The sequence below is a fragment of the Roseibaca sp. Y0-43 genome (assembly GCF_020667835.1).
Lineage (GTDB): Bacteria > Pseudomonadota > Alphaproteobacteria > Rhodobacterales > Rhodobacteraceae > Roseinatronobacter.
On the sequence record NZ_JAFMPR010000017.1, the window covers coordinates 1 to 24,944 of the forward strand.

At 62.6% G+C, this 24,944-nt stretch carries 26 protein-coding genes, 2 tRNA genes and 1 pseudogene; 18 read left to right on the forward strand and 11 right to left on the reverse strand.

Features of this window, described 5'->3' with window-relative positions; genetic code table 11:
* Positions 1-252 (forward strand): annotated as a pseudogene (locus J1C52_RS14255) (hypothetical protein); the annotation flags it as partial.
* A 56-nt stretch (positions 253-308) separates the two neighbouring features.
* On the opposite strand, the gene J1C52_RS14260 reads toward J1C52_RS14255, so the two are convergent.
* From J1C52_RS14260 to J1C52_RS14285, 6 genes are all read right to left on the reverse strand, one after another.
* A tRNA-Glu gene (locus tag J1C52_RS14260) sits at positions 309-383 on the reverse strand.
* Positions 384-474: 91 nt separating this feature from the next.
* A complete protein-coding gene (gene recJ / locus J1C52_RS14265; RefSeq protein WP_227428608.1) occupies positions 475-2,238 on the reverse strand; it encodes a single-stranded-DNA-specific exonuclease RecJ in 1,764 nt (587 codons plus the stop codon).
* On the reverse strand, positions 2,235-2,795 hold the full coding sequence (locus J1C52_RS14270) for a cysteine hydrolase family protein (RefSeq protein WP_227428609.1): 561 nt from the start codon (positions 2,793-2,795) through the stop codon (positions 2,235-2,237). Before J1C52_RS14270 ends, recJ begins: the two co-directional genes overlap by 4 nt.
* A 67-nt stretch (positions 2,796-2,862) precedes the next feature.
* Complete coding sequence (gene glpX, locus J1C52_RS14275) at positions 2,863-3,825, reverse strand: class II fructose-bisphosphatase (protein WP_227428610.1); 963 nt, start codon at positions 3,823-3,825, stop codon at positions 2,863-2,865.
* 115 nt (positions 3,826-3,940) lie between these two features.
* Entirely contained in the window at positions 3,941-5,227 is a 1,287-nt protein-coding gene (locus J1C52_RS14280; protein ID WP_227428611.1) for a homoserine dehydrogenase, read from the reverse strand.
* A gap of 68 nt (positions 5,228-5,295) precedes the next feature.
* On the reverse strand, positions 5,296-6,030 hold the full coding sequence (locus tag J1C52_RS14285) for a TIM barrel protein (RefSeq protein WP_227428612.1): 735 nt from the start codon (positions 6,028-6,030) through the stop codon (positions 5,296-5,298).
* Between the two features lie 111 nt (positions 6,031-6,141).
* On the opposite strand from J1C52_RS14285, the gene speA reads away from it, so the two are divergent.
* The 15 genes from speA to J1C52_RS14360 all read left to right on the forward strand — a co-directional run bounded on the left by speA (position 6,142) and on the right by J1C52_RS14360 (position 19,091).
* The gene (gene speA / locus J1C52_RS14290) at positions 6,142-8,049 is read left to right on the forward strand and encodes a biosynthetic arginine decarboxylase (protein ID WP_227428613.1); all 1,908 of its coding nucleotides are present in this window, start codon (positions 6,142-6,144) and stop codon (positions 8,047-8,049) included.
* Positions 8,042-9,268, forward strand: a complete 1,227-nt coding sequence (locus J1C52_RS14295) for a saccharopine dehydrogenase family protein (RefSeq protein WP_227428614.1) — start codon at positions 8,042-8,044, stop codon at positions 9,266-9,268. The genes speA and J1C52_RS14295 overlap by 8 nt, the downstream gene beginning before the upstream one ends.
* A complete protein-coding gene (locus tag J1C52_RS14300; RefSeq protein WP_227428615.1) occupies positions 9,268-10,434 on the forward strand; it encodes a carboxynorspermidine decarboxylase in 1,167 nt (388 codons plus the stop codon). Before J1C52_RS14295 ends, J1C52_RS14300 begins: the two co-directional genes overlap by 1 nt.
* The gene (locus J1C52_RS14305) at positions 10,431-11,285 is read left to right on the forward strand and encodes an agmatinase family protein (protein WP_227428616.1); all 855 of its coding nucleotides are present in this window, start codon (positions 10,431-10,433) and stop codon (positions 11,283-11,285) included. The genes J1C52_RS14300 and J1C52_RS14305 overlap by 4 nt, the downstream gene beginning before the upstream one ends.
* Before the next feature lie 172 nt (positions 11,286-11,457).
* Positions 11,458-13,875, forward strand: a complete 2,418-nt coding sequence (gene gyrB / locus J1C52_RS14310) for a DNA topoisomerase (ATP-hydrolyzing) subunit B (RefSeq protein WP_227428617.1) — start codon at positions 11,458-11,460, stop codon at positions 13,873-13,875.
* 147 nt (positions 13,876-14,022) lie between these two features.
* Entirely contained in the window at positions 14,023-14,502 is a 480-nt protein-coding gene (locus J1C52_RS14315) for a UPF0262 family protein (protein WP_227428618.1), read from the forward strand.
* Positions 14,503-14,961: a low molecular weight phosphatase family protein gene (locus J1C52_RS14320; RefSeq protein WP_227428619.1), complete on the forward strand. Its 459-nt coding sequence runs from the start codon at positions 14,503-14,505 to the stop codon at positions 14,959-14,961. It begins immediately after the preceding gene.
* Positions 14,962-14,969: 8 nt separating this feature from the next.
* Positions 14,970-15,368 carry a ketosteroid isomerase-related protein gene (locus J1C52_RS14325; RefSeq protein ID WP_227428620.1) on the forward strand — a complete coding sequence of 133 codons (399 nt, stop codon included), beginning with the start codon at positions 14,970-14,972 and terminating at the stop codon, positions 15,366-15,368.
* Positions 15,365-15,952, forward strand: coding sequence for a GNAT family N-acetyltransferase (locus J1C52_RS14330; protein ID WP_227428621.1), 588 nt, complete (start codon positions 15,365-15,367; stop codon positions 15,950-15,952). The genes J1C52_RS14325 and J1C52_RS14330 overlap by 4 nt, the downstream gene beginning before the upstream one ends.
* Entirely contained in the window at positions 15,949-16,818 is an 870-nt protein-coding gene (locus J1C52_RS14335; protein WP_227428622.1) for a carbon-nitrogen hydrolase family protein, read from the forward strand. Before J1C52_RS14330 ends, J1C52_RS14335 begins: the two co-directional genes overlap by 4 nt.
* A 100-nt stretch (positions 16,819-16,918) precedes the next feature.
* The gene (infA, locus tag J1C52_RS14340; RefSeq protein WP_072245643.1) at positions 16,919-17,137 is read left to right on the forward strand and encodes a translation initiation factor IF-1; all 219 of its coding nucleotides are present in this window, start codon (positions 16,919-16,921) and stop codon (positions 17,135-17,137) included.
* A gap of 4 nt (positions 17,138-17,141) precedes the next feature.
* Positions 17,142-17,717 carry a Maf family protein gene (locus J1C52_RS14345; RefSeq protein WP_227428623.1) on the forward strand — a complete coding sequence of 192 codons (576 nt, stop codon included), beginning with the start codon at positions 17,142-17,144 and terminating at the stop codon, positions 17,715-17,717.
* On the forward strand, positions 17,707-18,744 hold the full coding sequence (locus J1C52_RS14350) for a ribonuclease E/G (protein WP_227428624.1): 1,038 nt from the start codon (positions 17,707-17,709) through the stop codon (positions 18,742-18,744). Before J1C52_RS14345 ends, J1C52_RS14350 begins: the two co-directional genes overlap by 11 nt.
* The gene (locus J1C52_RS14355; protein WP_227428625.1) at positions 18,741-18,923 is read left to right on the forward strand and encodes a DNA gyrase inhibitor YacG; all 183 of its coding nucleotides are present in this window, start codon (positions 18,741-18,743) and stop codon (positions 18,921-18,923) included. The genes J1C52_RS14350 and J1C52_RS14355 overlap by 4 nt, the downstream gene beginning before the upstream one ends.
* A gap of 93 nt (positions 18,924-19,016) precedes the next feature.
* Positions 19,017-19,091, forward strand: a tRNA-Phe gene (locus J1C52_RS14360).
* A 44-nt stretch (positions 19,092-19,135) separates the two neighbouring features.
* On the opposite strand, the gene J1C52_RS14365 is transcribed toward J1C52_RS14360, so the two are convergent.
* From J1C52_RS14365 to J1C52_RS14375, 3 genes are read right to left on the reverse strand one after another with little or no spacing between them, the layout of a single operon-like run.
* Positions 19,136-20,236, reverse strand: a complete 1,101-nt coding sequence (locus tag J1C52_RS14365; protein ID WP_227428626.1) for a tyrosine-type recombinase/integrase — start codon at positions 20,234-20,236, stop codon at positions 19,136-19,138.
* On the reverse strand, positions 20,236-20,472 hold the full coding sequence (locus J1C52_RS14370; RefSeq protein ID WP_024811262.1) for a hypothetical protein: 237 nt from the start codon (positions 20,470-20,472) through the stop codon (positions 20,236-20,238). Before J1C52_RS14370 ends, J1C52_RS14365 begins: the two co-directional genes overlap by 1 nt.
* A gap of 15 nt (positions 20,473-20,487) precedes the next feature.
* Positions 20,488-20,712, reverse strand: coding sequence for a hypothetical protein (locus tag J1C52_RS14375; RefSeq protein WP_024811261.1), 225 nt, complete (start codon positions 20,710-20,712; stop codon positions 20,488-20,490).
* Between the two features lie 141 nt (positions 20,713-20,853).
* Here J1C52_RS14375 and J1C52_RS14380 point away from each other — a divergent pair, with 141 nt between their 5' ends.
* Both J1C52_RS14380 and J1C52_RS14385 read left to right on the forward strand, forming a co-directional pair.
* Positions 20,854-21,276 (forward strand): helix-turn-helix domain-containing protein, encoded by a 423-nt coding sequence (locus J1C52_RS14380; RefSeq protein ID WP_227428627.1) that lies wholly within the window; start codon positions 20,854-20,856, stop codon positions 21,274-21,276.
* Positions 21,276-21,569 carry a hypothetical protein gene (locus J1C52_RS14385; protein ID WP_227428628.1) on the forward strand — a complete coding sequence of 98 codons (294 nt, stop codon included), beginning with the start codon at positions 21,276-21,278 and terminating at the stop codon, positions 21,567-21,569. Before J1C52_RS14380 ends, J1C52_RS14385 begins: the two co-directional genes overlap by 1 nt.
* A gap of 101 nt (positions 21,570-21,670) precedes the next feature.
* On the opposite strand, the gene J1C52_RS14390 is transcribed toward J1C52_RS14385, so the two are convergent.
* Together J1C52_RS14390 and J1C52_RS14395 are read right to left on the reverse strand one after the other, a co-directional pair.
* Complete coding sequence (locus tag J1C52_RS14390; RefSeq protein WP_227428629.1) at positions 21,671-23,398, reverse strand: hypothetical protein; 1,728 nt, start codon at positions 23,396-23,398, stop codon at positions 21,671-21,673.
* On the reverse strand, positions 23,395-24,831 hold the full coding sequence (locus tag J1C52_RS14395; RefSeq protein WP_227428630.1) for a hypothetical protein: 1,437 nt from the start codon (positions 24,829-24,831) through the stop codon (positions 23,395-23,397). Before J1C52_RS14395 ends, J1C52_RS14390 begins: the two co-directional genes overlap by 4 nt.
* Positions 24,832-24,944: the final 113 nt, after the last annotated feature.

Consider the following 24,944-nt stretch of genomic DNA (forward strand, 5'->3'; position numbering starts at 1 on the left):
GCGCAGTTCCTCTGGATAACGTGTTCCGTTCTTCATCTTTCCCATGACCCAGTATCCTTACTTCTGGGTCTCCGGCAAACAAGGGGCGGTTCAGGGTGCACCCATCACGAAATCAAGTCGATCACCGGCCACAAGACCGACGCAGAGGTGCGTCGCTACACGGCGAAAGCCGACCAAGTTCTGCTTGCTCATAGCGCGGTTGAGAAGCTGCAAGACACCGCCAACAACCCGAAATCTGCTAACCCCCTCTGAAAGGTTAGCAAGCACAAGGAAAATCCTCATGCGACACAATAACTTAAGGCGGGAAGTGGCAGCCCGTAGGGGAATCGAACCCCTCTTTCCAGGTTGAAAACCTGGCGTCCTAACCGATAGACGAACGGGCCACTTGCTGTGTGACGCGGTGTTTATGCAAAGCGGCGGACCTGCGCAAGAGGGTTTCGCGCGAAAAATGCGGCTTTGTGGAAGGAAATTTTCTCAGGCCGTATCGCTGGGGACGGCGGCATCATCCAGCCGCAGTTGCGGGGTCTGGCGGCCGCCCCAGAAGTTGATCTCGATCTGCCCGGCGAGGTGCAGCCGTCGCCCCTGATGCTCTGCGATGAGGGGCCCCAGCGCCGAATCGAACGCGCCGAAGGCCACCACGTCCAGACTGCGCCCATCACCCCCGGTGCAGCGAAAGCGCAGATGGTTGTCGCCCATCCGGCGCAGCCCTTCTATGCGCATATCGGCCAGTGCGAAGCGCGGCGCGGGGGCGCTGGCCCCGAAAGGGCCGGCGGCCTCTAGCTGGGCGATCAGTTCGGGGCTGACCGCGCCGGGCATGAGCGCGCCATCCAGCCGCAGGCGGCGCGGGCCGTCCGCGCCTGCGCCCTGCTGGGCCAACAGGTCGGCCAGACGCGCCATCGCGGCATCCAGCCCGTCGCGCGCGACGGTCAGGCCCGCCGCCATCTTGTGGCCGCCCCCGCCCAGCAGCAGCCCCTCGCGCACCAGCCGGTGGATCGCCGCGCCAAGGTCCACGCCGGGGACCGAGCGGCCCGATCCCTTGCCGATCTCGCCGTCAAGCGCGATGACGATCGCGGGGCGGTGCGTGGCTTCTTTCAGGCGCGCGGCGGCAATGCCGATCACGCCGGGGTGCCAGCCATCGTCTGCCGCCCATGCCAGCGGCGCATCCAAGCCCCGCGCTTCGGCCTGCGCAAGCGCGCTGGCGCGCACCGCGGCCTCTATCTCGCGGCGTTCGGTGTTCAAAAGGTCCAGCCGTTGGGCCAGCGCCTCTGCCTCGCTCTCGTCGCGGGTGGCCAGCAGGCGCGCGCCCATATCCGCCGCCCCGATCCGGCCGCCTGCATTGATGCGCGGCCCGATCACATAGCCCAGATGGTAAGCGCGCGGGGCGGTGTCCAGCCGCGCCACGTCCGACAGCGCGCGCAGGCCGGGGCGCGCGCGGCCTGCCATGACCCGCAAGCCCTGACGCACGAAGGCCCGGTTCACGCCCAGAAGCGGGGCCACATCCGCGACCGTCGCCAGCGCGACCAGATCCAGCAGCGCCATTAGGTCCGGCCCGGTCAGCCCCTGCGCGCGGCCTTGGCGGTTGGCTTCGACCAGCATCAGGAACACCACGCCCGCCGCGCACAGATGCCCCAGCGCGCCATCTTCATCCTGCCGGTTGGGGTTCACGATGGCCAGCGCGCGGGGCAGGGTTTCGCCGCCCAGATGGTGGTCCAGCACCACCACATCGGTGCCCTCGGCCGCCGCCAAAGCGTCATGCGCCATGGTGCCGCAATCGACGCAGACAATCAGGTCATGGCTGGCGGCGAGCTTCGCCATGGCGGGCGCGTTCGGCCCATAGCCTTCGGTCAGGCGGTCGGGCACATAGAGCGTGGCACGCGCGCCCATCGCGCCCAGCCAGTCGAGCAGCAGCGCCGCAGAGGCCGCGCCATCCACGTCATAATCGGCGAAAATCGCAATACGTTCGCGGCCCGTCACGGCCCGCAACACGCGCGCGGCGGCCTCTTCCATATCCTTCAGGCCGCGCGGGTCCGGCAGCAGCGCGCGGAGGGAGGGGGTCAGGTAATCCTGCGCTTGGTCCGGCGCGACCTGCGCGCGCGCCAGAACAGAGCAGACGGCGGGGGGCAAGGCGGTTGCCTGCGCAATCGCTTCGGCATGGCGCGTGCGCCCAAGGTCGGGGCCAACCCAACGCTGGCCGAGCGCGGAACACGCCACCCCAAGAAATGCGCGGTCTTCGGTCATTGGCGCAGAATATCCGCAACGCGGCGGGCGGTCACGAATTCGCCGTGGATATGGCTGACGGCGGCGTGATGGATCGCCTCGGCATCTAGCTGTGCGCTTGGCCCATCCGCCCAGCCGGCATCGGCATTGGCCGTGAAGGCCGCGCAGGCGTCATGCGCAAGCGTCACGCCAAAGCCCAGATTGGCGGCCATCCGGCATGTGGTGGACACGCAATGCGGCGTGGTCAGCCCGGCGACGACCACGCGGTCAATGGCCCGCGCGCGCAGCCACGCTTCCAGCCCGGTGCCGATAAAGGCAGAGTTCACCGATTTGTCGAACCGTGTTTCTGCGTCCATGGGGGTCAGGTCGGCCATCCACTCGGCGCCCGCGCCCGACAGGGGGCTGCCGGGTTGCACGCTGACATGCCGGATATGCACCACCGGTGCGCCCGCATCGCGCCACGCCGCCAATAGTCGCGCCGCCTGCGCTTCTGCCTGCGGGTTGTTGCGCGCGCCCCAGATCGGGTCGGAAAACCCGGTCTGGAAATCAATCAGCAGAAGCGCCGTGTCGTGCTTCATCTTGCCTCTAATACTCCGGGGGCTGGCCCGCAGGGCCAAGCGGGGGGCAGCGCCCCCGCCCCACGCCTTACAGGGGCGAGCGGTAGGTCATCCGCCGCAGCGACCCGGTTTTCGACCGCATCAGCAACGTTTCGGTCGTCACCCAGCCGGGTTCGGTCCGAATGCCCTTCACAATGGACCCATCCGTCACGCCGGTCGCGGCAAAGATCACGTCGCCCGTCACCATCTCGTCACGGGTATAGACGCGGTCAAGGTCTTCGATCCCGGCGCGGCGGGCGCGGGCGATCTCGTCCTCGTTGCGGAACAACAGCTTGCCATAAATCTGCCCGCCCATGCATTTCAGCGCGGATGCCGCCAGAACGCCCTCGGGCGCGCCGCCAGAGCCCATATACATGTCGATCCCCGTCACATCGGGTTCGGCGCAATGGATCACACCCGCCACATCGCCATCCATGATCAGCCGGATCGCCGCCCCGGTCGAGCGGATGTCCGCGATCATGTCCTCGTGGCGGGGGCGTTCCAGCACGCAAACGGTAATGTCCGACGGCTGGCAGCCCTTGGCCTTGGCCAGCGCGCGCACACGGTCAGAGGGCGACATGTCCATCGTGACCGTGTCGGGCGCAAAACCGGGTCCGATGGCCAGCTTTTCCATATACACGTCGGGCGCGTGCAGCATGGACCCGCGCGGTGCCATGGCGATCACGGTCAGCGCGTTGGGGAAATCCTTGGCGGTCAGCGTGGTGCCTTCCAGCGGGTCAAGCGCGATGTCCACTTCGGGGCCGGTGCCGCTGCCCACTTCCTCGCCGATATAGAGCATGGGCGCTTCGTCGCGTTCACCTTCGCCGATCACGACGCGCCCCTTGATGTCGAGCATGTTGAGCTGCGTGCGCATCGCGTCCACGGCGGCCTGGTCGGCGGCTTTCTCGTCGCCGCGCCCCACCAGCTTGGCAGAGGCAAGGGCGGCGGCCTCGGACACGCGGGCAAGGCCCAGCGACAACATGCGGTCGTGGAATTCGGATTTCGAGGTCATGGCGGAGGATCCTTGGACAGACTGGTTGCCCAAGCTCTATCGGCACTCGCCCCCCATCCACAAGGGCTGGTGTAGATGGGGGCGCTAACAGCCCGATGGCTGCGACATATGGGACTCAGTCTTCCTCGATCGCCAGCGCGACAGGCTCGTCCACCACGACCCCGGTTTTCAGCGAGAGTGCGACCGCGTGGTCAATCGCGTCGCGCGTCGTTTTGTGGGTGATGACCAGAACCGGCGCGCGCGTGTCGGCATGGCCCTGCTGGCGCATCCGGTCGATGGAAACGCCCGCATTCCCAAGTGCCTCTGCCACCTTGGCCAGCGCGCCGGGTTTGTCGATCAGCGTCATCCGCAGGTAGAAGGGCTTTGACGCGGTCGCGCGTGCGGCTTGCGGTTGAGCAAGGCTGGTCGCAGGCTGGCCGAAGACCGGCAGGCGCAGCCCGCGCGCGATGTCGATCACATCGCCGATGACTGCACTGGCGGTCGGGCCAGCGCCCGCGCCGGGGCCGCGCAAAACCACGCGCTCGATGGCGTCGCCCTCGACCACGACCATGTTTGTGCCGCCCTTCAACTGTCCCAAAGGGCTGTCGGCGGGCACAAGGCAGGGCGTCATCGACTGCTCCAGCCCCCGGCCCGTCATCTGCGCGACACCCAGCAGCTTGATGCGCAAGCCCAGATCGGCGGCGGCGCGGATGTCTTCGATCTCGATCTGTTCGATCCCGGCCAGTTCGATTGCCTCGAAATTGGGCTGCACGCCAAAGGCGATGGCGGACAGGATCGCCAGCTTATGCGCGGCGTCGATCCCGCCCACATCGAGCGTGGGGTCCGCTTCCAGATAACCAAGCTGGTTGGCTTCCTCGAACACGGTGTCGTAGGGCAGGCCCGCATCTTCCATCCGGGTCAGGATATAGTTGCAGGTGCCGTTCATCACGCCTTTGATGCGGGTGATCTTGTTGCCCGCCAGCCCCTCCATCAGCGATTTGATGATCGGGATGCCGCCCGCGACAGCCGCCTCGAAGCGCAGGGCCACGCCCTTTGCCTCGGCGGCTTCGGCCAAGGCCTGCCCGTGCAGCGCCAGAAGCGCCTTGTTGGCGGTGACGATATCCTTGCCCGCCGCGATTGCGGCTTCGGTCAGGGCTTTGGCGGGGCCATCCTCGCCGCCCATTAACTCTACCACGATGTCCACATCGTCGCGCCGCGCCAGTGCAAGGGGGTCATCTTCCCAGGCATAGCCGGAAATATCCACGCCGCGGTTGCGCGCACGCGAGCGGGCGCTGACGGCGGTGACGGTCACGGGGCGGCCTGCGCGCGCCTCTATCAGCGCGGCATTGCGTTGGACGAGCGCGATCAGACCGGTGCCAACCGTGCCAAGCCCGGCAATTCCAAGGCGCAAGGGATGGGTCATGTCGGCGGCTCCGTTCAGGCTGGTGGTTGCGCGCCTGTTAGCGGCTTGGCGCGGGGCTTGCAACGTGCCTAAGCCCGCAGCGCGGCAACTGTGTCGGCGATGGCGCGTTGCGGTGTCTCATCGGGGCTGTATTCCAACCCGATGGCGGGGCAGTCCAAGTCCCGCAAGAGCGGCATCAGCCGTGCGATTTCCGGGCAAAGCATGGGGCAGGGCGCGCCCCTGTCTGATGCGCGGGCAAGCTGGACATGGCCAATGCGCGGCCAAAGCCTGCGCAGCAGCGCGTGGCCCTCGGCCTCGGGGTGCAGCGCGCGGATATGGAACCAGTCTGCCATGATCTTCAGACGCGGGTCGTTGAAGCGGTCCAGCAGCGCTTCGGCCTGTGCGAAGCCCGACAGGAAATAACCGGGCGCCGCGCGCGGGCTGATCGGCTCTATGAACAGATCGCAGGGCGTGCGGGCGAGCGCGTGCTCTATGTTGTGCAGATAGGTCGTAGCATCCCCGTTTTTGCCCGCAACCATGTGAATGGCCCGCGCGCCAAGCGCTTGCGCGGCATCAGCGGCGGCGGCGAAATCTTGCGTGAAGCCCTCGCACGAGAGTGCCGCGCGGCCCATGCTGTCCCCCATGAAGGTGCCCAGCACGATCACCGGCATGTCGCCCAAGACATGGGCCAACCCGTCCAGATCGGTGCCTTGCGCCTGATCGTGCATCTCAACCGCGTCAAACCCCGCGTCGCGCGCGGCACGGATGCGGTCGGGCAGGGGCAGGTCGGTGAACAGAAAGCCCAGATTGGCCGAAATCAGCATTGTCTTTTCTTGCTCCGTTTGCGCGAAATCTCGCTTAATTTCTTGCGTTTGTCATGTGGATTTCCTATCCCGGCGCTTCACCTTGTGCCACCGAAGACCAAAGGAGGCGACATGCCGGATCGCGTGTTTCAGGAATATGGCATCCACCGTTGGGGCGCGGGCATGTTCGCCCGCATGGACAACGGCGATCTGGGGCTTGTGAACCCGGAGCGGCCCGACGACACGCCCGCCAGCCTGCCCGACCTGTTGCACAAACTGCATGAGCGGGGCGTGCATACCCCCGTTCTGGTGCGCGTGGGCGCATTCCTGCGCCGCCAGTTGGAACATCTGAATCAAGCCTTCGCCACAGCCATCACGACCAGCGGCTACAAGGGCAGCTATCGCGGCGTGTTTCCGATCAAGGTAAACCAGCAGGCAGAGGTCATTGACCGCATCGTCGACTATGGCCGCCCGTTTCAATTCGGGTTGGAAGCGGGGTCAAAGCCGGAACTGATCCTTGCCCTGTCGCGTGACCTGCCGAAAGGGGCGCTGCTGATCTGCAACGGGATCAAGGACGCCGAATTCATCCGCCTCGGCATTCTGGCGCGCAAGGCCGGAATCAACTGCGTTCTGGTCATCGAATCGCCTGCCGAGGCTGATACCGTCATCGCCGAGGCGCGCCGCTTGGGCGAAAAGCCCGCGCTGGGCGTGCGCATCAAGCTGACACGGCGGGTCACGGGCAACTGGGCCGACAGTTCCGGCGACCGCTCGACCTTCGGGCTGACCACCAAGGAAGTGGTCGATCTGGTCGAGAAGCTGCGCGCCGCCGACATGCTGGAGTGCCTTGTGCTGCAACATGCGCATCTGGGCAGCCAGGTGCCGCAGATCATGGATATTCGCCAGGCTGTGGACGAAGCTTGCCGCTTCTACACCGAATTGCGCCGCTTGGGCGTGCCGCTGGAATATCTTGATCTGGGTGGGGGCTTGGGCATCGACTACACGGGCGAGGCGCGCGCGAATGACAATTCCATGAACTACACCATGGAAGAATACTGCGCCAACGTGGTCGAGACCGTGAAATACCAGATGGACGAGGCCGAGGTGCCTCATCCCACGCTGGTCACGGAATCGGGCCGCGCCATCGTTGCCTATTCGTCGATGCTTTTGTCCGACATCCTGGAAGCCAGCTATTTCGACCGCGCCGCCCCCATCACGCCCGAAGAAGATGACCATCACATGTTGTCGGACATGGCGGCGATTTCGGGCTATCTGTCGCCGCGCCGCGTGCAGGAATGCTTGAACGACGCCGAATACTACCGCGAGGAGTTGCGCGCGCTGTTCCGACGGGGCGTGATCGGCATTGAGGAAGTCGCCCGCGCCGAGCAGATTTTCCTCTATATCGTGGGCCGCATCAAGGATCTGGTCGCCCAGAACCCAGAGGACGTTCCGCAGGAAGTGGTCGAGGCTCTCTCTGCCCATCGCGACATCTACCGCGCCAATTTCAGCCTGTTCCAGTCGCTGCCCGATGTTTGGGCCATCGACCAGCTGGTGCCCATCGCGCCCCTGCAACGCCTGAACGAAACGCCCAACCGCCGCGCGGTCCTGTCCGACATCACCTGTGACAGCGACGGCAAAATCGACCAGTTCGTGCTCGGCCACGGGATCGGCAACGCGCTGCCCATCCACGAGTTGCGCGAGGAAGAGCGCTATTTCATCGGCATCTTCTTGGTCGGTGCCTATCAGGAAACCTTGGGCGATCTGCACAACCTGTTCGGCGATACCAATATCGTGACGGTCGATTTCAACGAAGACGGCGTGCTGGAATTGCAGCACGAGGTCGAAGGCGATACCGTGTCCGAAGTGATGGCCTATGTCGAATACGAGCCGCGCCAATGCCTTGACGCGTTCAAGCGCATCGTGGAACGCGGCGTGCGCGATGGCACGCTGAACCCCGCGCAACGGCGGATGCTGATGGAAACCTACCGCCACGCGATGAATGGCTACACCTATTACGAACATGAGGAACATACCCATGGCTGACACCAACAAGGACGTTCTGGTTATTGGCGCGGGCGGCGTGGCCTCTGTCACGCTGCACAAGATGGCGATGAACCCGGACCTGTTTCCGGGCCGCATCTGCGTGGCCAGCCGCACGCTGACGAAATGCGAGGCGATTGCGGCCGAAGTGAAGTCGCGCACCGGGGTCGAGATAGAGACCTACGAGGTCGACGCCAATGACGTGGACCAAACCGTCGCGCTGATCGAGGCCGTCAAACCCGCGCTTCTGGTCAACCTTGCGTTGCCCTATCAGGATCTGGACCTGATGGCGGCGTGCCTGCGCACCGGCGTGCATTATCTGGACACCGCGAATTACGAGCCGCCCGAGGAAGCCAAGTTCGAGTATTCTCACCAGTGGAAGCTGCACGACCAGTTCGCGGCTGCGGGCCTGATGGCCGCGCTGGGCGTGGGGTTCGACCCCGGCGTGACCAGCATTTTCGCCGCCTATGTGCGCAAGCATCACCTGTCGGGCATTCGCCTGATCGACATTCTGGATTGCAATGGCGGCGATCACGGCCACCCGTTCGCGACCAATTTCAACCCCGAGATCAACATCCGCGAAGTGACCGCCGAAGTGCGCCACTGGGAAAATGGCGGTTGGGTCACAAGCCCCGCCATGTCCACCAAGGTCGAGTTCGATTTCGAGGCCGTCGGCCCCAAGAACATGTATCTGATGTATCACGAAGAGCTGGAAAGCCTTGTGACGCATTTCCCCGAGATCGAGCGCGCGCGCTTCTGGATGACCTTCGGCGACGCCTATATCAACCACGTCACCGTGTTGCAGAACGTGGGGATGACCTCGATCGAGCCTGTGGACTATGAAGGCCACAAGATCATTCCGCTGCAATTCCTGAAGGCCGTTCTGCCGAACCCCGGCGATCTGGGCGAACGCACCAAGGGCAAGACCAATATCGGTGACATCATCACCGGCCCCGCAAAGGACGGATCGGGCGAAAAGACGTTCTACATCAAGAACATCTGCGACCATGAGGAATGCTACCGCGAGGTCGGAAGCCAAGCGGTCAGCTACACGACCGGCGTGCCCGCCTTCATCGGGGCCGCGCTGATGCTGAACGGAACTTGGTCGGGCGCGGGCGTGTTCAACACCGAGCAACTGGACCCTGATGCGTTCATGGACATGCTCAACCAGCACGGTCTGCCCTGGACGCTGACGGAATTGTCGGCCCCGGCTGATTTCTGATGGCGATGCAGACCTTCGCGGGCGATCCGGGCGCGTTTGCCCGGTTCGACCTGCACCGCGTGCCCTCGCCCTGCTTCGTGGTGGATGAGGCGCGGCTGGAAGCGAACTTGCGTGTTCTGGCCGATGTCCAAGCGCGGTCCGGTGCGACGGTGCTGTGTGCGCTGAAAGCCTTTTCCATGTGGGAGCTTGCCCCTTTGGTCAGCCGATACCTGTCGGGCGTCTGCGCGTCGGGCCTGTGGGAAGCCCGCCTTGGGCGCGAGGAATATGGCGGTATCGTCGAGACTTTCTCGGCAGGCTACAAGCCGGACGAGATGGCCGAGATCGCGGCTTTGTCGGACCATATCGTGTTCAACACGCCCGCCGCCAAGGACCGCTTCCTACCTGTGCTGCAAGCGTCGGGCCGCGATATTCATGTCGGCCTGCGCTTCAACCCCGGCCTGCCCTTGGGCGAGGATGCGAAATATGACCCCGCCGCCCCCGGATCGCGCCTCGGCACGCCTTTGGAGCAGATTGATGCGGCCGCGCTTTCGGGGGTCGATGGTCTGCACATGCATACGCTGTGCGAGCAAGACCTGTCGCCGCTGCTGGCCATCTGGGAGCATATCGCGCCGCGCATCCGCGAATTGGCACCGCATCTGAAGTGGATCAATTTCGGCGGTGGGCATCACATCACCCGCGCCGATTACGACCGCGACGGGCTGGTCGAGTTCCTTTCCCATGTGCGCGAGGAAACGGGCCTGCACTGCTATCTTGAACCGGGCGAGGCCGTGGCGCTCGATTGCGGGATATTGGTGGGTGAAGTGCTGGACGTGGTCGAAAACGATGGCGCGAACGCGATCCTCGACATTTCTGCCACCTGCCACATGCCCGACGTGATCGAGGCCCCTTATCGCCCCGCGCTGCTGGGCGAGGGGGGCAAGACCCCGGTGCGCTTGGGTGGGCCAAGCTGCTTGGCGGGCGACGTGATCGGGCGGTATGATTTCGGCGGCGTGCCGGAAATCGGCACCCGGGTCGCGTTTATGGACCAAGCGCATTATTCCATGGTCAAAACCACCACGTTCAACGGCGTGCGCCTGCCGGCGCTGGCGGTGTGGAACAGCGAGACGGACGCGATGCGCGTGATCCGGCAATTCGATTACAGCGATTTCAAGGGCCGCCTGTCATGATCTTCCTGAACTCTGAACTGACGCTGGATGAACGCAGCCCCGAGGCCCGGTTCCAGATCGTGCCGATGCCGTTGGAAAAGACGGTCTCCTACGGGTCGGGAACGGCGGATGGCCCGGCGGCGCTGATCGACGCGTCGGACCAGTTGGAACGGCTCTGGCGCGGGATGGAGCCCTGCGCGGCGGGTATCTACACCACGCCCCCCATCGACTGCGACCAGCCGCTGGAAGAAGCCTTGGCCGCGCTGTCCGCGCGCACCGAGGGGATTGCGCGGGCAGGCCAGATTCCGGTCACGCTGGGCGGCGAGCACAGCCTGTCATGGGGCGCGGTCATGGGCGTGTCGCGCGCGCTGGGCCGCAGGATTGGGATCGTGCAGATCGACGCCCATGCCGATCTGCGCCGCGCCTATCAAGGCTTCCGGCACAGCCATGCGTCGGTCATGCAACTGCTGGTCGAGGAAGAGGGCATGGCGCTGGCGCAATACGGCGTCCGGGCGCTTTGCACCGAAGAAGCCACGCTGCGCGACGCGCTGGGCGTGACCTATATCGACGCCGAAGAGCTGGTCATGGGCAATATCACCGAGGTGACGCTGCCCGACGATTTCCCCGAAGACATTTATATCAGCTTCGACGTGGACGGGCTGGACGCACCCTTGATGCCCGCAACCGGCACGCCTGTGCCGGGGGGGCTGGCGTATTACCAATCGCTGTCCATCGTGCGCTCGGCGCTGAAAGGTCGGCGCTGCGTGGGCATCGACGTGGTGGAACTTGCCCCCATCGCGGGCGCGGATGTGTGGGATTTCACGGCGGCACAACTGACCTATGCGCTGATCGGAATTGCCCAAGGGGGCTAAGGGGGCGCTCGCGCCCCCTCTGTCGGCTTTCGCCGCCATTCACCCCCTGAGGATATTTGGGCAAGGATGAATAGGCAAAAGCCGGGGATAAACCGCTAAATCTTGTGTCATGCGCGTGACAATCCCCATTGATCTGCCTATAAGTGGGGCACGCAAACGAGGATTGATCTGCATGTCTGCCGAAGCCCAGAAAACCGACGACTACGGTGCCGATTCCATCAAGGTTTTGAAGGGGTTGGACGCGGTTCGCAAACGCCCCGGCATGTATATCGGCGATACCGATGACGGGTCGGGCCTGCACCATATGGTCTATGAGGTTGTCGATAACGGCATTGACGAGGCCTTGGCGGGCCATGCCGACTATGTGACCGTGACCATTCACGCCGACAGCTCTGTGTCGGTCATGGATAACGGTCGGGGCATTCCGACCGATATTCACACCGAGGAAGGCGTGTCCGCCGCCGAAGTCATTATGACCCAGCTGCACGCGGGCGGGAAGTTCGACCAGAACAGCTACAAGGTGTCGGGCGGTCTGCACGGTGTGGGTGTGTCGGTGGTGAACGCGCTTTCCGACTGGCTGGAGCTGCGCATCTGGCGCGCGGGCAAAGAGCATGTCGCGCGCTTCGAGCGTGGCGACACCGTGCGCCATCTGGAAGTTGTGGGTGAGGCGGGCGACCGCACCGGGACCGAGGTGCGGTTCCTCGCCTCGACCACGACCTTCTCGAACCTGGAGTACAGCTTCAAGACGCTGGAGAACCGGTTGCGCGAACTGGCTTTTCTGAATTCGGGCGTGCGGATCATTCTGGAAGACCACCGTCCGGCGGAGCCCCTGCGCAGCGAATTGTTCTACGAGGGCGGCGTGCGCGAATTCGTGCGCCATCTGGACCGCAGCAAGACCCCGGTCATGCCAGAGCCGATCTACATTATGGGCGAACGCGACGGAATCGGGGTAGAGGTCGCGATGTGGTGGAATGACAGCTACCACGAAACCGTGCTGCCCTTTACCAACAACATCCCTCAGCGCGATGGCGGCACGCATATGGCGGGCTTTCGCGGGGCGCTGACCCGAACGATCAACGCCTATGCGCAATCGAGCGGGATCGCGAAGAAGGAGAAGGTCAGCTTCACCGGCGATGATGCGCGCGAGGGGCTGACCTGCGTGTTGTCGGTGAAAGTGCCCGATCCGAAATTCTCCAGCCAGACCAAGGACAAGCTGGTCAGTTCCGAAGTGCGGCCCGCCGTGGAAAGCCTTGTGAACGAGAAGCTGGCGGAGTGGTTCGAGGAGAACCCCAACTACGCCAAGGGCATTGTCAGCAAGATTGTCGAGGCGGCGCTTGCACGCGAAGCCGCGCGCAAGGCCCGCGAATTGACGCGCCGCAAAACCGCGATGGACGTAGCCAGCCTGCCCGGCAAGCTGGCCGATTGCCAGGAACGCGACCCGGCCAAGTCGGAGCTGTTCCTGGTCGAGGGCGACAGCGCGGGCGGGTCGGCCAAGCAGGGCCGCTCTCGCCAGAACCAAGCCGTGTTGCCCCTGCGCGGCAAGATCCTGAACGTCGAGCGCGCGCGCTTCGACCGGATGCTGTCGAGCCAGGAAATCGGCACGCTGATTACCGCGCTGGGCACCGGCATCGGGCGGGATGAGTTCGACATCTCGAAGCTGCGTTACCACAAGATCGTCATCATGACAGATGCCGATGTGGATGGCGCGCATATCCGCACGCTTCTCTTGACCTTCTTCTTCCGGCAAATGCCCGAGCTGATCGAGGCGGGGCATCTGTATATTGCAGAGCCACCCCTGTTCAAAGTCGCGCGCGGCAAGTCCGAGGTCTATCTGAAGGACAAGCCCTCGCTTGAGAATTACCTGATCGAACAAGGGGTTGAGGGCGCGGTGCTGCGTCTGGCCAATGGCGAAGAGATCATCGGTCAGGATCTGGCCCGGATCGTGACAGAGGCGCGCGCGGTGCGCCGCTCTCTCGAAGCCTTCCCCAGCCATTACCCGCAGCACATTCTGGAACAGGCGACCATCGCCGGGGCGCTGATGGCCGAAGCCTTGGCCGCCCATCCGCAGGCCTTGGCCGATAGCGTGGCGACCCGTCTGGACCTGATCGCCGCCGAATACGAGCGCGGCTGGGAAGGTCGGCCCACGCAGGATGGCGGCTTGCGGCTAAGCCGTGTGCTGCGCGGGGTGGAAGAGGTGCGCCGGCTGGACGGGCAAGTGCTGCGCTCGGGAGAGGCGCGGCGCTTGGCGACCCATACCCAAAGCCTGCAAGACATCTATGCGCAGCCCGCCGAATTGGTGCGCCGCGACCGCAAGCAAACCATCTACGGCCCAGTCGACCTGCTGAACGCCATTCTGGCAGAGGGCGAGAAAGGCCTGTCGCTGCAACGCTACAAGGGCTTGGGCGAGATGAACCCCGACCAGCTTTGGGAAACCACGCTCGACCCGGAAGCACGCACGCTGTTGCAAGTGAAGGTCGACGATCTGGCAGAGGCCGATGACATTTTCACCAAGCTGATGGGCGATGTGGTCGAGCCGCGCCGCGAATTCATCCAGCGCAATGCGCTGAGCGTGGAAAATCTGGACGCGTAAGGCGTGGGTTTGGCCGGTCGAAAGGGGCGCGGGCGCTGGCCTGCGCCCTTCGTCATATCCGGCCCGACCGCATAAGTGCTTGCGCCGCTCATGCCGCTGGGGCAACACTTCGCCCTCAAAGGGGTCAGTGACGAACCAAGAGAGCCAATGAGCCGTATTTGCCAGATCGAGATTGACGACACGGGGCTGCCCACGCCCACGCCAGAGGTGGAACAAGAGCGCAAGGTCGCCGTGTTCGATCTGCTGGAGGATAACAGCTTCACCATTCTGCCGCGCGAGGGGCAAGAGCCGCCGCCGGGGCCGTTCCAGATGACGCTTGCCATCCGCGAGCGGCGTTTGGTGATCGACCTGCGCGACGAGGCGGGCGCGACCGTCAGCGAGATGCACCTGTCGCTCGGGCCGTTCCGGCAGGTGGTGAAGGATTACTACCAGATCTGCGGCAGCTATTACGAGGCGGTCAAAACCATGCCGCCCAGCCAGATCGAAGCCATCGACATGGCACGGCGCGGTATCCACAACGAGGGTGCGCGCATCTTGCAGGAACGGCTGGAGGGCAAGGCGGAACTGGACAAGGACACCGCGCGCCGCCTGTTCACCCTGATTTGCGTGCTGCATTTCGGGGGTTGAATGGGCTCGGATTTTCCCACGTCCGTGCTGTTTTGCTGCGACCACAATTCCGTGCGCTCGCCCATGGCCGAGGGCTTCATGAAAAAGCTTTACGGCCAGCGCGCCTATGTGCAATCGGCGGGGGTGCATTCCGACCGCGAGATTGACGGCTTTTCCATCGCCGTCAGTGCAGAGGACGGGGTGGAACTGTCGCGCCACCGATCGCGCTCCTTCGAGGAAATGATGGATTGGGGCGACGACCTTGGCGGGTTTGACCTGATTATCGCCCTGTCGCCTGCCAGCCAAAGACAGGCGTTGGAACTGACCCGCTACGCCCATATCGACGTGGAATATTGGCCGATCATGGACCCGTCCGGGCTGGGAGAGACGCGCGAGGCAAAACTCGCCGCCTACCGTCAGGCCCGCGACCAGATCAAAGAGCGCCTGTTGGCCCGGTTCGGGCCGCCGACACACGGATGAGGACGACCATGAGTCGAGAGGTCATCGAGCAATATTTCGCAGCTTTCAACGCCGGCGACACGGGCAGCATGATCGCGCTGGTGGCCGAGGATGTGGCGCATCACGTCAATCAGGGAGAGCTGCGCCATGGGCGTGCGGCATTTGCCGAGTTTTGCAGTCATATGGGTGTCAGCTACCGCGAGGAATTGCGCGACATCGTGATCTTCGCCAACGAGGACGGCACGCGCGCGGCAGCGGAATTTGTCGTGCATGGGGAATATCTGCAAACCGACCCCGGCCTGCCCGAAGCACGCGGCCAGCGCTACGTTCTGCCCGCCGGATCGTTCTTTGCGCTGAAGGATGGCCAGATCACCCGCGTGACCACCTATTACAACCTGCAAGACTGGATCGCACAGGTTTCCGCATGAGCTTGCGCTTCGAGGCTTTGACGGGGGCGGCAATCGGGTCTGTCATCGACGGGCTGGCGCAATTGCGGATCCGGGTGTTCCATGATTGGCCCTATCTGTATGAGGGCGATCTGGCCTATGAGCGTGGCTATCTGGCCGTTTACCGCGACAACCCGCGCGCCATCGTCGCGGCGGCTTTTGACGACGACCTCTTGGTGGGGGCTGCGACGGGTCTGCCCATGGTCGATGCCGATGCAGAGTTTCGCGCGGCCTTCGACGGCACGGAATATGACCCCGCGCAGGTCTTCTACTGTGCCGAATCCGTGCTTTTGCCCGAGTATCGCGGGCAGGGGGCCGGGCATCGGTTTTTCGACCTGCGCGAGGGGCAGGCGCGTGCCTTGGGCCTGCGCTATGCCGCCTTTTGCAGCGTGAAACGCCCAGACGACCATCCCGCGCGGCCCGAAACCTACCGCCCGCTTGACGGGTTCTGGCGCAAGCGCGGCTATGCGCCCTTGCCGGGTGTGGTGGCTCATTTCACATGGCGCGACATTGGCGAGGATGCGGAGACCGCCAAGCCGCTGCAAGTCTGGATGCGCGCGCTATGAAGATCGCCGCCGCTGCCTACGCGCTCGATTTCCTGTCCGATTGGGACGCCTACGTGGCCAAGCTTGGCGAATGGGTCGCCACGGGGGCCGCGACCGGGGCCGATTTGCTGGTTTTTCCCGAATATGGCGCGATGGAATTGGCCAGCCTTGGCGGGGCGGACACCGCCGCCGATCTGGACGCGGCACTGACAGAGGTCATGCGCCACGCCCCCCGCGTGAGCGCGCTGCATTGCGACTTGGCCGCACAGCACAAGGTCCACATTCTGGGTGCCTCCGCCCCGGCGCAAGCCGGAGCCTCGCGGCCCGTGAACCGCGCCACGCTTTATGGCCCCGACGGCGTGATCGGCCATCAGGACAAGCAGATCATGACCCGGTTTGAGCGCGAAGACTGGGACATCGCCCCCGGCACCGACGGTTTGCGCGTGTTCGACACGCCCCTTGGCCGCATCGGTATCCTGATCTGCTACGATGCCGAATTCCCGCTTTTGGGCCGTGCGCTGGCAGAGGCGGGCGCAGAGATCATCCTGGTCCCGTCCTGCACCGAGGGGGTGGCGGGCTATACCCGTGTCAAGGTGGGCGCAATGGCCCGCGCGCTGGAAAACCAATGCGTGGTCGTGCAAGCGCCGACCGTGGGCGTGGCGGAGTGGTGCCCCGCGGTGGACCTGAACACCGGGGCGGCGGCCATCTACGGCCCGCCCGATCTGGGCTTCCCCGACACGGGCATACTGGCGCAGACCGCCCTCAATGCGCCCGGCTGGGCCGTGGCGGATGTGGACATCGGCGCCATTCACACCGTGCGCCGCGAGGGGGCCGTGCTGAACCACGCCCATTGGCCAGAGCAGAAAATCCGACTGGTGCAGGGCTAGCGCGGGCCTTTTTGCATATTTGGCTTGAAAAACGCCCCCGATGCGCGCATTTACCAGCGCATACGCGCGATTTCGCGCGCCCATCACGGACGGAGTGACCATGGCCAAGGAAGAACTGCTCGAATTTCCCGGTGTCGTCAGAGAACTCCTGCCTAATGCGACATTTCGGGTCGAGCTGGAAAACGGCCATGAGATCAATGCGCATATGGCAGGCAAGATGCGGAAAAACCGCATCCGCGTTCTGGTCGGCGACAAGGTTCAGGTGGAAATGACCCCCTATGACCTGACCAAGGGGCGGATCAATTACCGCTTCAAATAAGCCGATGCGCCTGATTCTCGGCTCTGGCAGCCCCAGACGGCTGGAGGTGCTGGCGCAGCTTGGCATCACGCCCGACGCGGTCGTCGCGGCGGATATAGACGAGACCCCGCTAAAAGCCGAATTGCCGCGCCCCTATTGCGAGCGGGTGACGCGGGCAAAGCTGGATGCGTTGCCGACAGACCCGGACGATCTGTTGCTTTGCGCCGATACGACCGTCGCGCTTGGCCGGCGCATCTTGGGAAAACCCGCCGACGCGGGCGAGGCGGCGGCGTTCTTGCACAAATTGTCCGGGCGGCGGCACGAGGTGATTACCTCTGTCGCGCTGCGCCGGTCCGACCGGGTCTGGACCCGCACGCAGGTCAGCGCCGTCAAGATGAAACGGCTGTCGGATGACGAGGTGAACCTCTACCTCGCGTCCAACGAATGGCAGGGCAAGGCGGGTGGCTACGCCATTCAGGGGCTGGGGGCCGCGTTCATTCCGTGGATGCAGGGCTCGTACACCGGCGTCATGGGCCTGCCCGCGATGGAAACCGCGCAGCTTTTGCGCGCCGCTGGCTACAGGTGGGGACATGAAGGGTAGCACGATCGCGCTGGACCATATCGGCGAGCGGCAGGCCGCAGCGCGTATAGTTGACGGGCAATTGGACGATTTCATCATCGACCCGCCCGATTGGGTCATCCCGCCGGAATCGCTGTTTCGCGGCAAGCTGGGCCGTCCGGTCAAGGGCTTGGGCGGTGCCTTTGTCGACCTGCCCGATGGCCAGAGCGGCTTTTTGCGCCAAACCAAGGGCTTGCGCCCCGGCGATCCGATCTTGGTGCAGGTGACGGGGTTGGCCGAACAGGGCAAGGCCGTGCCCGTGACGACGCGGCTTTTGTTCAAAAGCCGCTACGCGATTGTCACGCCAGACGCGCCGGGGCTGAATATCTCGCGCCAGATCGACGATGACGATTTGCGCGCTGATCTGGATGCGCTTGCGCGCGACTGCATGGATGGGGCAGGGGAGCGGTTGGGCCTGATCCTGCGCTCGGCCTGTATGGACACGGACGAGGCCGAGATCGCCGATGACATCCTGCAAATGCGCAGCCTAGCCGAACAGGTGCTGGGCGATCTGAATGGCCCTCCCGAATTGCTGCTCGCCGCGCCCGGCGCGCATGAACTGGCATGGCGCGACTGGGAGGCTGCCGACACGCTCGACGACCAGCCGGGCAGCTTCGCGCGCCACGCTGTGGACGACGCGCTCGACACGCTGCGCCGCCCCGAGGTCAGCCTGCCGCAGGGCGCGTCCATGGTGATAGAGCCGACCCGCGCGCTGGTCGCGGTCGATGTGAACACCGGCCCCGACACCAGCCCCGCCGCCGGTCTGAAGGCGAATATCGCCGCCATCCGCGCGCTGCCGCAGCAATTGCGGCTGCGGGGCTTGGGGGGGCAGGTGGTGATTGACCTTGCCCCCTATCCCAAACGCGAAAAACAGGTGTTGGAACAGGTCATGCGCGCGGCGTTCAAACGTGACGGGCGCGATACGGTGCTGGCGGGGTTCACCCCCTTGGGCAATTTCGAACTGACCCGCAAACGCGACCGCGTGGCGCTGTCGGTGCTGCTGCCATGAGCTGCCCGATCTGTGGCAAAACGGCGGACGCGAAATACCGCCCCTTCTGCTCGGGTCGCTGCGCGGACGTGGACCTCGCACGCTGGCTGCGCGAGGATTACACCATCCCCGCCCCCCTGACAGAGGCCGAAGATGACGACCCCGACGCCCCCGGCCCTCACACGCCTGAAACCCGGTAGTTTTTTCGATTTGCCTCTGGACAGCGTTTCGCGCCTGACATAAGACACCGCTACCCAGCGAGGCAGGCAATCAGACACGCCCTCGCATCCCGTGCCCGGGTAGCTCAGGGGTAGAGCAGTGGATTGAAAATCCTCGTGTCGGTGGTTCGATTCCGCCCCCGGGCACCACTTAACAAGCTGAAATGGTTGGGTTTTGTGGTCATGTCTGGTCCTTACTCGGATCGGGTTTGACGCTTTTCGGGGACAGGTTTGACAATCTTCGCCCGCCTTGCGTTCTCTTTTTCCAGCGCCGCCATCGTCTCGCGGTTCTTGTCGGCAAGGTTGGCAGAGCGCGAATAATGCCGCGCCATGGACGGTGTTTTCTGCCCCAAGAGGTCCGCGATGCGCCGCTCATCGAGCCCCGCCTCGCGCAGCGTCGTCGCCACAGTGTGGCGCAGGCCCTTGAGCGTGAGGCCGGGCGCGATCAGCCCTTCCTCCTCCAGCCCGGTCTTGAAGCGGTGCCAGACGGTCGAAAAACCGTTGTAGGTCCAAGGCCCGCCCTGCGAGCTGGCCAGCACGGTAGCCGCCTCATGCACGGGGATGCTGTCGAGGGCGACCTGCAAGGTCGGGCTGACGGGAATCGCCACCTCCTCCCCCGTCTTGCCCCGCACGCCCCAGATGGTGTCGCCGTCGATCTGGTCCTTGCGCAGCTTCAGCGCGTCCGAGGGGTCGAGCCCGGTATTCATCATCAGCGCCAGCGCCACCCGCACATGCGGCTTGGCGCGGGACAGGACGATGTCGCGTTCCTCGATGCTCCATGGCCGGTTGGCATAGGCGCGGTCGCGCGGGCGGCGCTTGGGGATCACGTCCTTGGCGTAGTTCGCGGCGATCAGGCCCTGCGGAATCGCGTGGCGGAACACTTCGCTCAGCAGGGTGCGGACCATGTTCGCCCGCCGCCAGCCGATCTTTTTCGCGGCCTTGTCATGGATACCGGCGATCAGCGGCGTGTCGATCACATGGACGGGCGTGTCGCGGATGGGGGCAAGGAAATCCGCGCATTTGCGGTAATCGCGGCGCGTGGCCTCGGCCAGATTGGCGAAATGCCCGGTCTCGAAATAGCCCTTGATCAGCCCGCCAAGTGTGCCCGCCCGCGGCCCTTTCTGCTTCTGCGCAACGGCGATGGCGCGGATCGTCTCGCATTGCGCCAGAAACTCGGCCGAACCCAGCGGTGCCTCGCTCAGGTCGATCTTGTGGCCCGTCGCGCGGTGGTAGCAGCGCATCCGGCCGTGGCGATCCTTGAATATCTTGAACCCCTTGACGCGCACATGGGTCATCAGAGCCGGTCCAGGATGTCGTCGCGCGTCATCTCGACATGATCGGCCTTCATCGTGTCGATCCAGCGGTCGATGTCGCGCCGGTCCCACAACAGGGTGCCGCGCGCCAGCTCGACCGGCCGCACCGGGCAGCTCGCCTTGAAATGCTTGATGGCAAGGCCCGTGTAACTGGCGGCCTCGGACTGTTTCAGCATGCGCTTGTCGATCACGCTGATGTTGAGATTGGTCGTGCCCATCGGCTCTCCCCCTGATCAATTTACACTCGACACCGAACCATCCCTCTCCCTCTCGTCCCCGCGCAGCTTGGTCGCGCGCTTCTGGAACCGCTCCCAACCGGTCATGGTCAGCAGGCGGGTCTTGGGCGTGATCTCGACGAATTCGAGCCGCCCGTCGTTCATCAAGGCACGTATTTGCGCCGTGCTGAGCCCCACAAGGGCACCAAGTTCCTTGGGCGACAGCAGCTTTTCCTGTGACAAACCTCTCTCCTTTCCTGCAAATGAACGAAAACGCATTGAATGCGGTGCTTGGCCGTGGTTCGATGGTGGAACACTGGCGTTAACGCACAAACGTGCGCTTATATGCGTTCATGCGTCATAGCAAGCTGATTGATGGCAAGAATGGTGAATCGTCCGGATACCTACCTCGGCGGCCTCGGCGCGCGCATGGCGATCGCGCGCAACGAGCTTGGCCTGTCGCAGGCTCGCATGGCCGAGGCGCTCGGCATGTCGCAGCGCGCATATCAGAGCTACGAGACCGGCAAACGCTCGATGCCGGTGGAGGCGCTGGTCGACATGCACCGCCAGTTCGGTGTGGACCTGAACTGGATCCTGCTGGGGGTGGAGGCCGTGCGCCCGGGCCATGACCTGGCGGCGCTGGAAGGGTTCGAGACGGCGCTGGACCGCCACCTTGGCGCGACCGGCATCCGCCTGAAAAGCGAGAAACGCGGCGCAATCGTGGCGCGCTGGTACCGGTCGTTCCTGGAGGGGAAGGAAATCCCGATGGACGACGTCCACACCTGGATCGAATTGTTGAGGGAATGATGGTGAACATCGAGAAGAGCGACGCGTGGCAACGGCACCAGATGGCGACGGTGGAGCGGATGCAGCGCGATCTGGCGCGCTATACGCATCCTGTGATCCGGGCGGTAGGGCTGTGCGGGGTGGCTTATCTGGCGAGCTGGGCGGCGGTGATGCTGCTTGGAGCTGAGGCGGCGGCGATGGTGGTCGTGGCGGCGGGGTCTGCTGGTGCGCTGGTGCTGGTGGCTCCGGCTTTTGCCCTGGCGGTCGGGGTGGAGCGGTATCTGCGGGGGCGGTTAGAAGAGCACATGAGTTAAGAGCAATCGCTGCGCGAACGGCCCTTTGCGGACATTGGCGTACCCAAACAGTGCTGCGACGCAACTTACGCAGAAGGACATGGAAGGTTTCTACTCTTCTATTAATTGGGCTCCACCGGAGCCACATCTGAATGGCTTTGCGGCGGCATCCAAAGTGTTGGCGGGATGGGCAAGCGATAGTGCCTACACGCCGTCAAAAACAGTGGAACCAGTCCTCGTTTCATCACTGTCATTTCAAGAATTGCCCCACACTCCTTGATTGCTAGGTTCAAGGTGTCTGCTATCTCCGCATGTCCACGTGATGGCGACAGGTCAGTCACACAAATCCCATGGTAGGTTTCCCCGCGCCAGATTTTCTGATCCGTTTCCTCATCGGGGAACCACGCCTGATGTGTGCAGTTCGGTATTTTTCTCGAAAGTCGTCTGGAGAATTCCTCAACGAAGCTTTGTTCGGCCCCGTACTGAAGCCACACGAACAGGTATGGATACAGGATACTGCCAACACATGCCTCGTCTCGGTATTCCTGTTCATTGCTCGCAGGGTGTGCAAGCAGATCGTTGTAATCGCGAAAGCATGTGGGGTAACTGGCATTGGTTAGTAGCGCGAACGATGTGTTCTCAGCCATAGTATGAAACCATGGCATAAATCGCCTGCCTGACGATGTTTGTTGTGCCAGATACATGACCAAGGCTGCCTCGATCATGTGATCGTCCTTGAATGGAGACCCCAAAGTCGGGTTGTTGTTGATCAGAGCTACCAACATGTCGAGCATTTTCGCTGTCTGCTCGCTCAGGCTGCCAGCAAATTCCGGGTTCGCTTCTGAAAGAGCCTTCCCAAACAAGTCCGTCCAGATTGCACGGGTGGCTGCACGCCCGAGCAGGTCGAACATCGCAAGATTGGCATCGACCGCCTCCCGTGACTTCACCGAAACCGTCAGCGCGTGAAGCGTCTCGGCATGAGGATACAGTACCTTTTCAAAATACAACTCGGACATCATCAGATAGAGCCGAACGTATTGATCCAAAATTTCTGTCAGAGCCGCTTGATGCTTAGTGGGCTTCGGCATGATTGGTTGTTCTCGCATTGCATCCCAGCAGAACAGCAAGCCCAATTCAGATATCCGATAGACGACGTCGAGGCTCCTAGCTTCAATCGCCCAGGCGCATATGACGTGGAGACCAATATACGCTTGCCTTAGCCTCAATAGTCGCTCTTTGTCTTTCATCTCATCTGGAGGGAGAACGATGGCGACAAAACTTCTGGTATACTCGTAGCAAGCCTCTGGTTCGTTCACCATTGCAAGAGCTTTCTGGAAATGCCTGCGCGCCGCTTCGTCCAATAACTCCCGCGCCAACAAAGACCTTTCCATAAATCCAGCAAGGCGGTCCCCGTTCCATAGCTCAAAGCACACTTCGCTAGTCGCGTTTTTCTGCGTGAAGCCAGCCCAGTTACCCTCAACAGTTTCTTTTAACTCGCCCCCCATGCACAAACATATTTTGATCGGCAAATCATGATGCTCTTTTGCAATTTTCGAACCTATGTAGACATCCAGTATTTCCTGCAACTCTGGACGAACTGATTGTGGCCCTGCATCCCAATCGTTGCGCCCTACGTCTCCTGCCTTAACGCAGAGCAAGTAAAGGTACTTCCGATCATCGTCTGGCAACTGACCTACGGCAGATATGTCAACTCCGTCTTGGCGAGTTCCGATCATTGGAGTTTTCAGCACCTGCAACCCCATCGCAGACAGCAGGTTGGGCAACAGCGCTTTGTCAAGGTCGCCGCGTTCCTTGAGCGACGCGAGATATTCTTTGAGTATCAATTTCATTGTGTTTTTCTCTGCTCGACCCTACAAACCGTGAGAAGCGCATTAAATCCAACCGGGTCAACCACAGACAAGCGAGGAAACTCAAAGCTATAGGAGTGTTCGCTCAGCGGGGTAATATTTGGAAACTTCTTGCCATCAGCACCCGTGATCATACTGAAGCTCTTTTTACCGTAGAGCATCGTAGCAGTATGAAACATATCGCCAAAGATTGACATCTTGCGCGCTTGCTTTTGAATATCTGTGTTTCTCTGGTGATCTTTGATGGCAGCGGCTCGTCTCGCTTCATTTGAGGGCTCAAGTTCGCTAAGGTCATGGGCCTTTTCCAGCCCTTCAATGTATGCTGCGTGCTGCGCTATCAGCTCTTGAGCCACCTTGGCCGCAGTCGGGGATGCACTCGATGCCTGTTGCTCAAGATACGGCCTAAGCTCACTGGAGTAGCTAAGCAGAAGTGGCTCCCAAAGAAGTGCTTCGATTTCAGGGACGGCATCTGGATGTCCATGTTCCACAAGACTGAGCAGAATTGACGCCGCTGTGATCTCATGGAGCCAAAGGAACCCGATACATTTTCGGGCTATAAAGATTTGATCGACCGCTCCGGGGGGTAGGTCGTTTGGCAGCAGAGGTAGCGCGACTCCCCTATCTCCGCCGCTGACCATCTCGGCCAAGAAGCTGCACAAGGAAAAGTCGCCAGAATTAAGCCATCGAGCGAATAGATAAGAGGCGTTTGCACGTTCAATAAAAACCCATTCGATGAAGCTATGGAACTGCTTGCTTTTTGCGGGCTGTTCAAAGCGCGGAACCATGACTTCCATGAATGCAACTACCTGCTTGAACGACCAGCGGTCATCTTTCCAAGTTAGGGCGCTTTCTATCCAGTGACTTGCTGCCTCGAAACTTGAGGATATTCCTTGCAACTTACTCAATATCGCACTGATGGTTTTCTCTGTGGATGCATTCTTGTGATAAAAAAGCATCGCGCTTAGACGCACCAAGTCTTCATCGGTCGGTTTGTCGAGTAGTGACTTCATCACTTCGTCTTGCCGATATTTTTCCTCGGTCGCGTCGTTGTCCCAAACGCGAAAGACAGCTTCAATTGCAGCATTCCTCGCGTCATCCGAAGACGGGTTCTGAATTTCCGACAGACAAGCATCTATGCCGGTGTGGTCATCCTGTGTTGTCATATTTTTGAGCCTTCCTAAGGCGCGAAAACCAATGGATCGGATTTCTGCTCTAGCGTCCCCTACAAAGCCTACCAAGCACCCAAAGTCATTGAGGCCTTGCAAAGCAAACACACAGAAACGTTGGCAATCTGCTTGGCCGTCTTTTGCACCCAGTATGATTTCTCTGGCTTGTGAGGGATGTTTTTCGCACCAACGAACGAACGACACAAACGGTGTGTTAGAAGCTCCATCACTGCCTGCTTTCTCGACCAAACATTCGGCAAGCCGCTGCAGGGCAATCGCGTTTGGCTCATCTCTCTGGGGCCGGCGCTTTCAAGCCATTGAGAATGCTGCGTAAGAACCCCTCATCCCACCCCGCGCGCTTG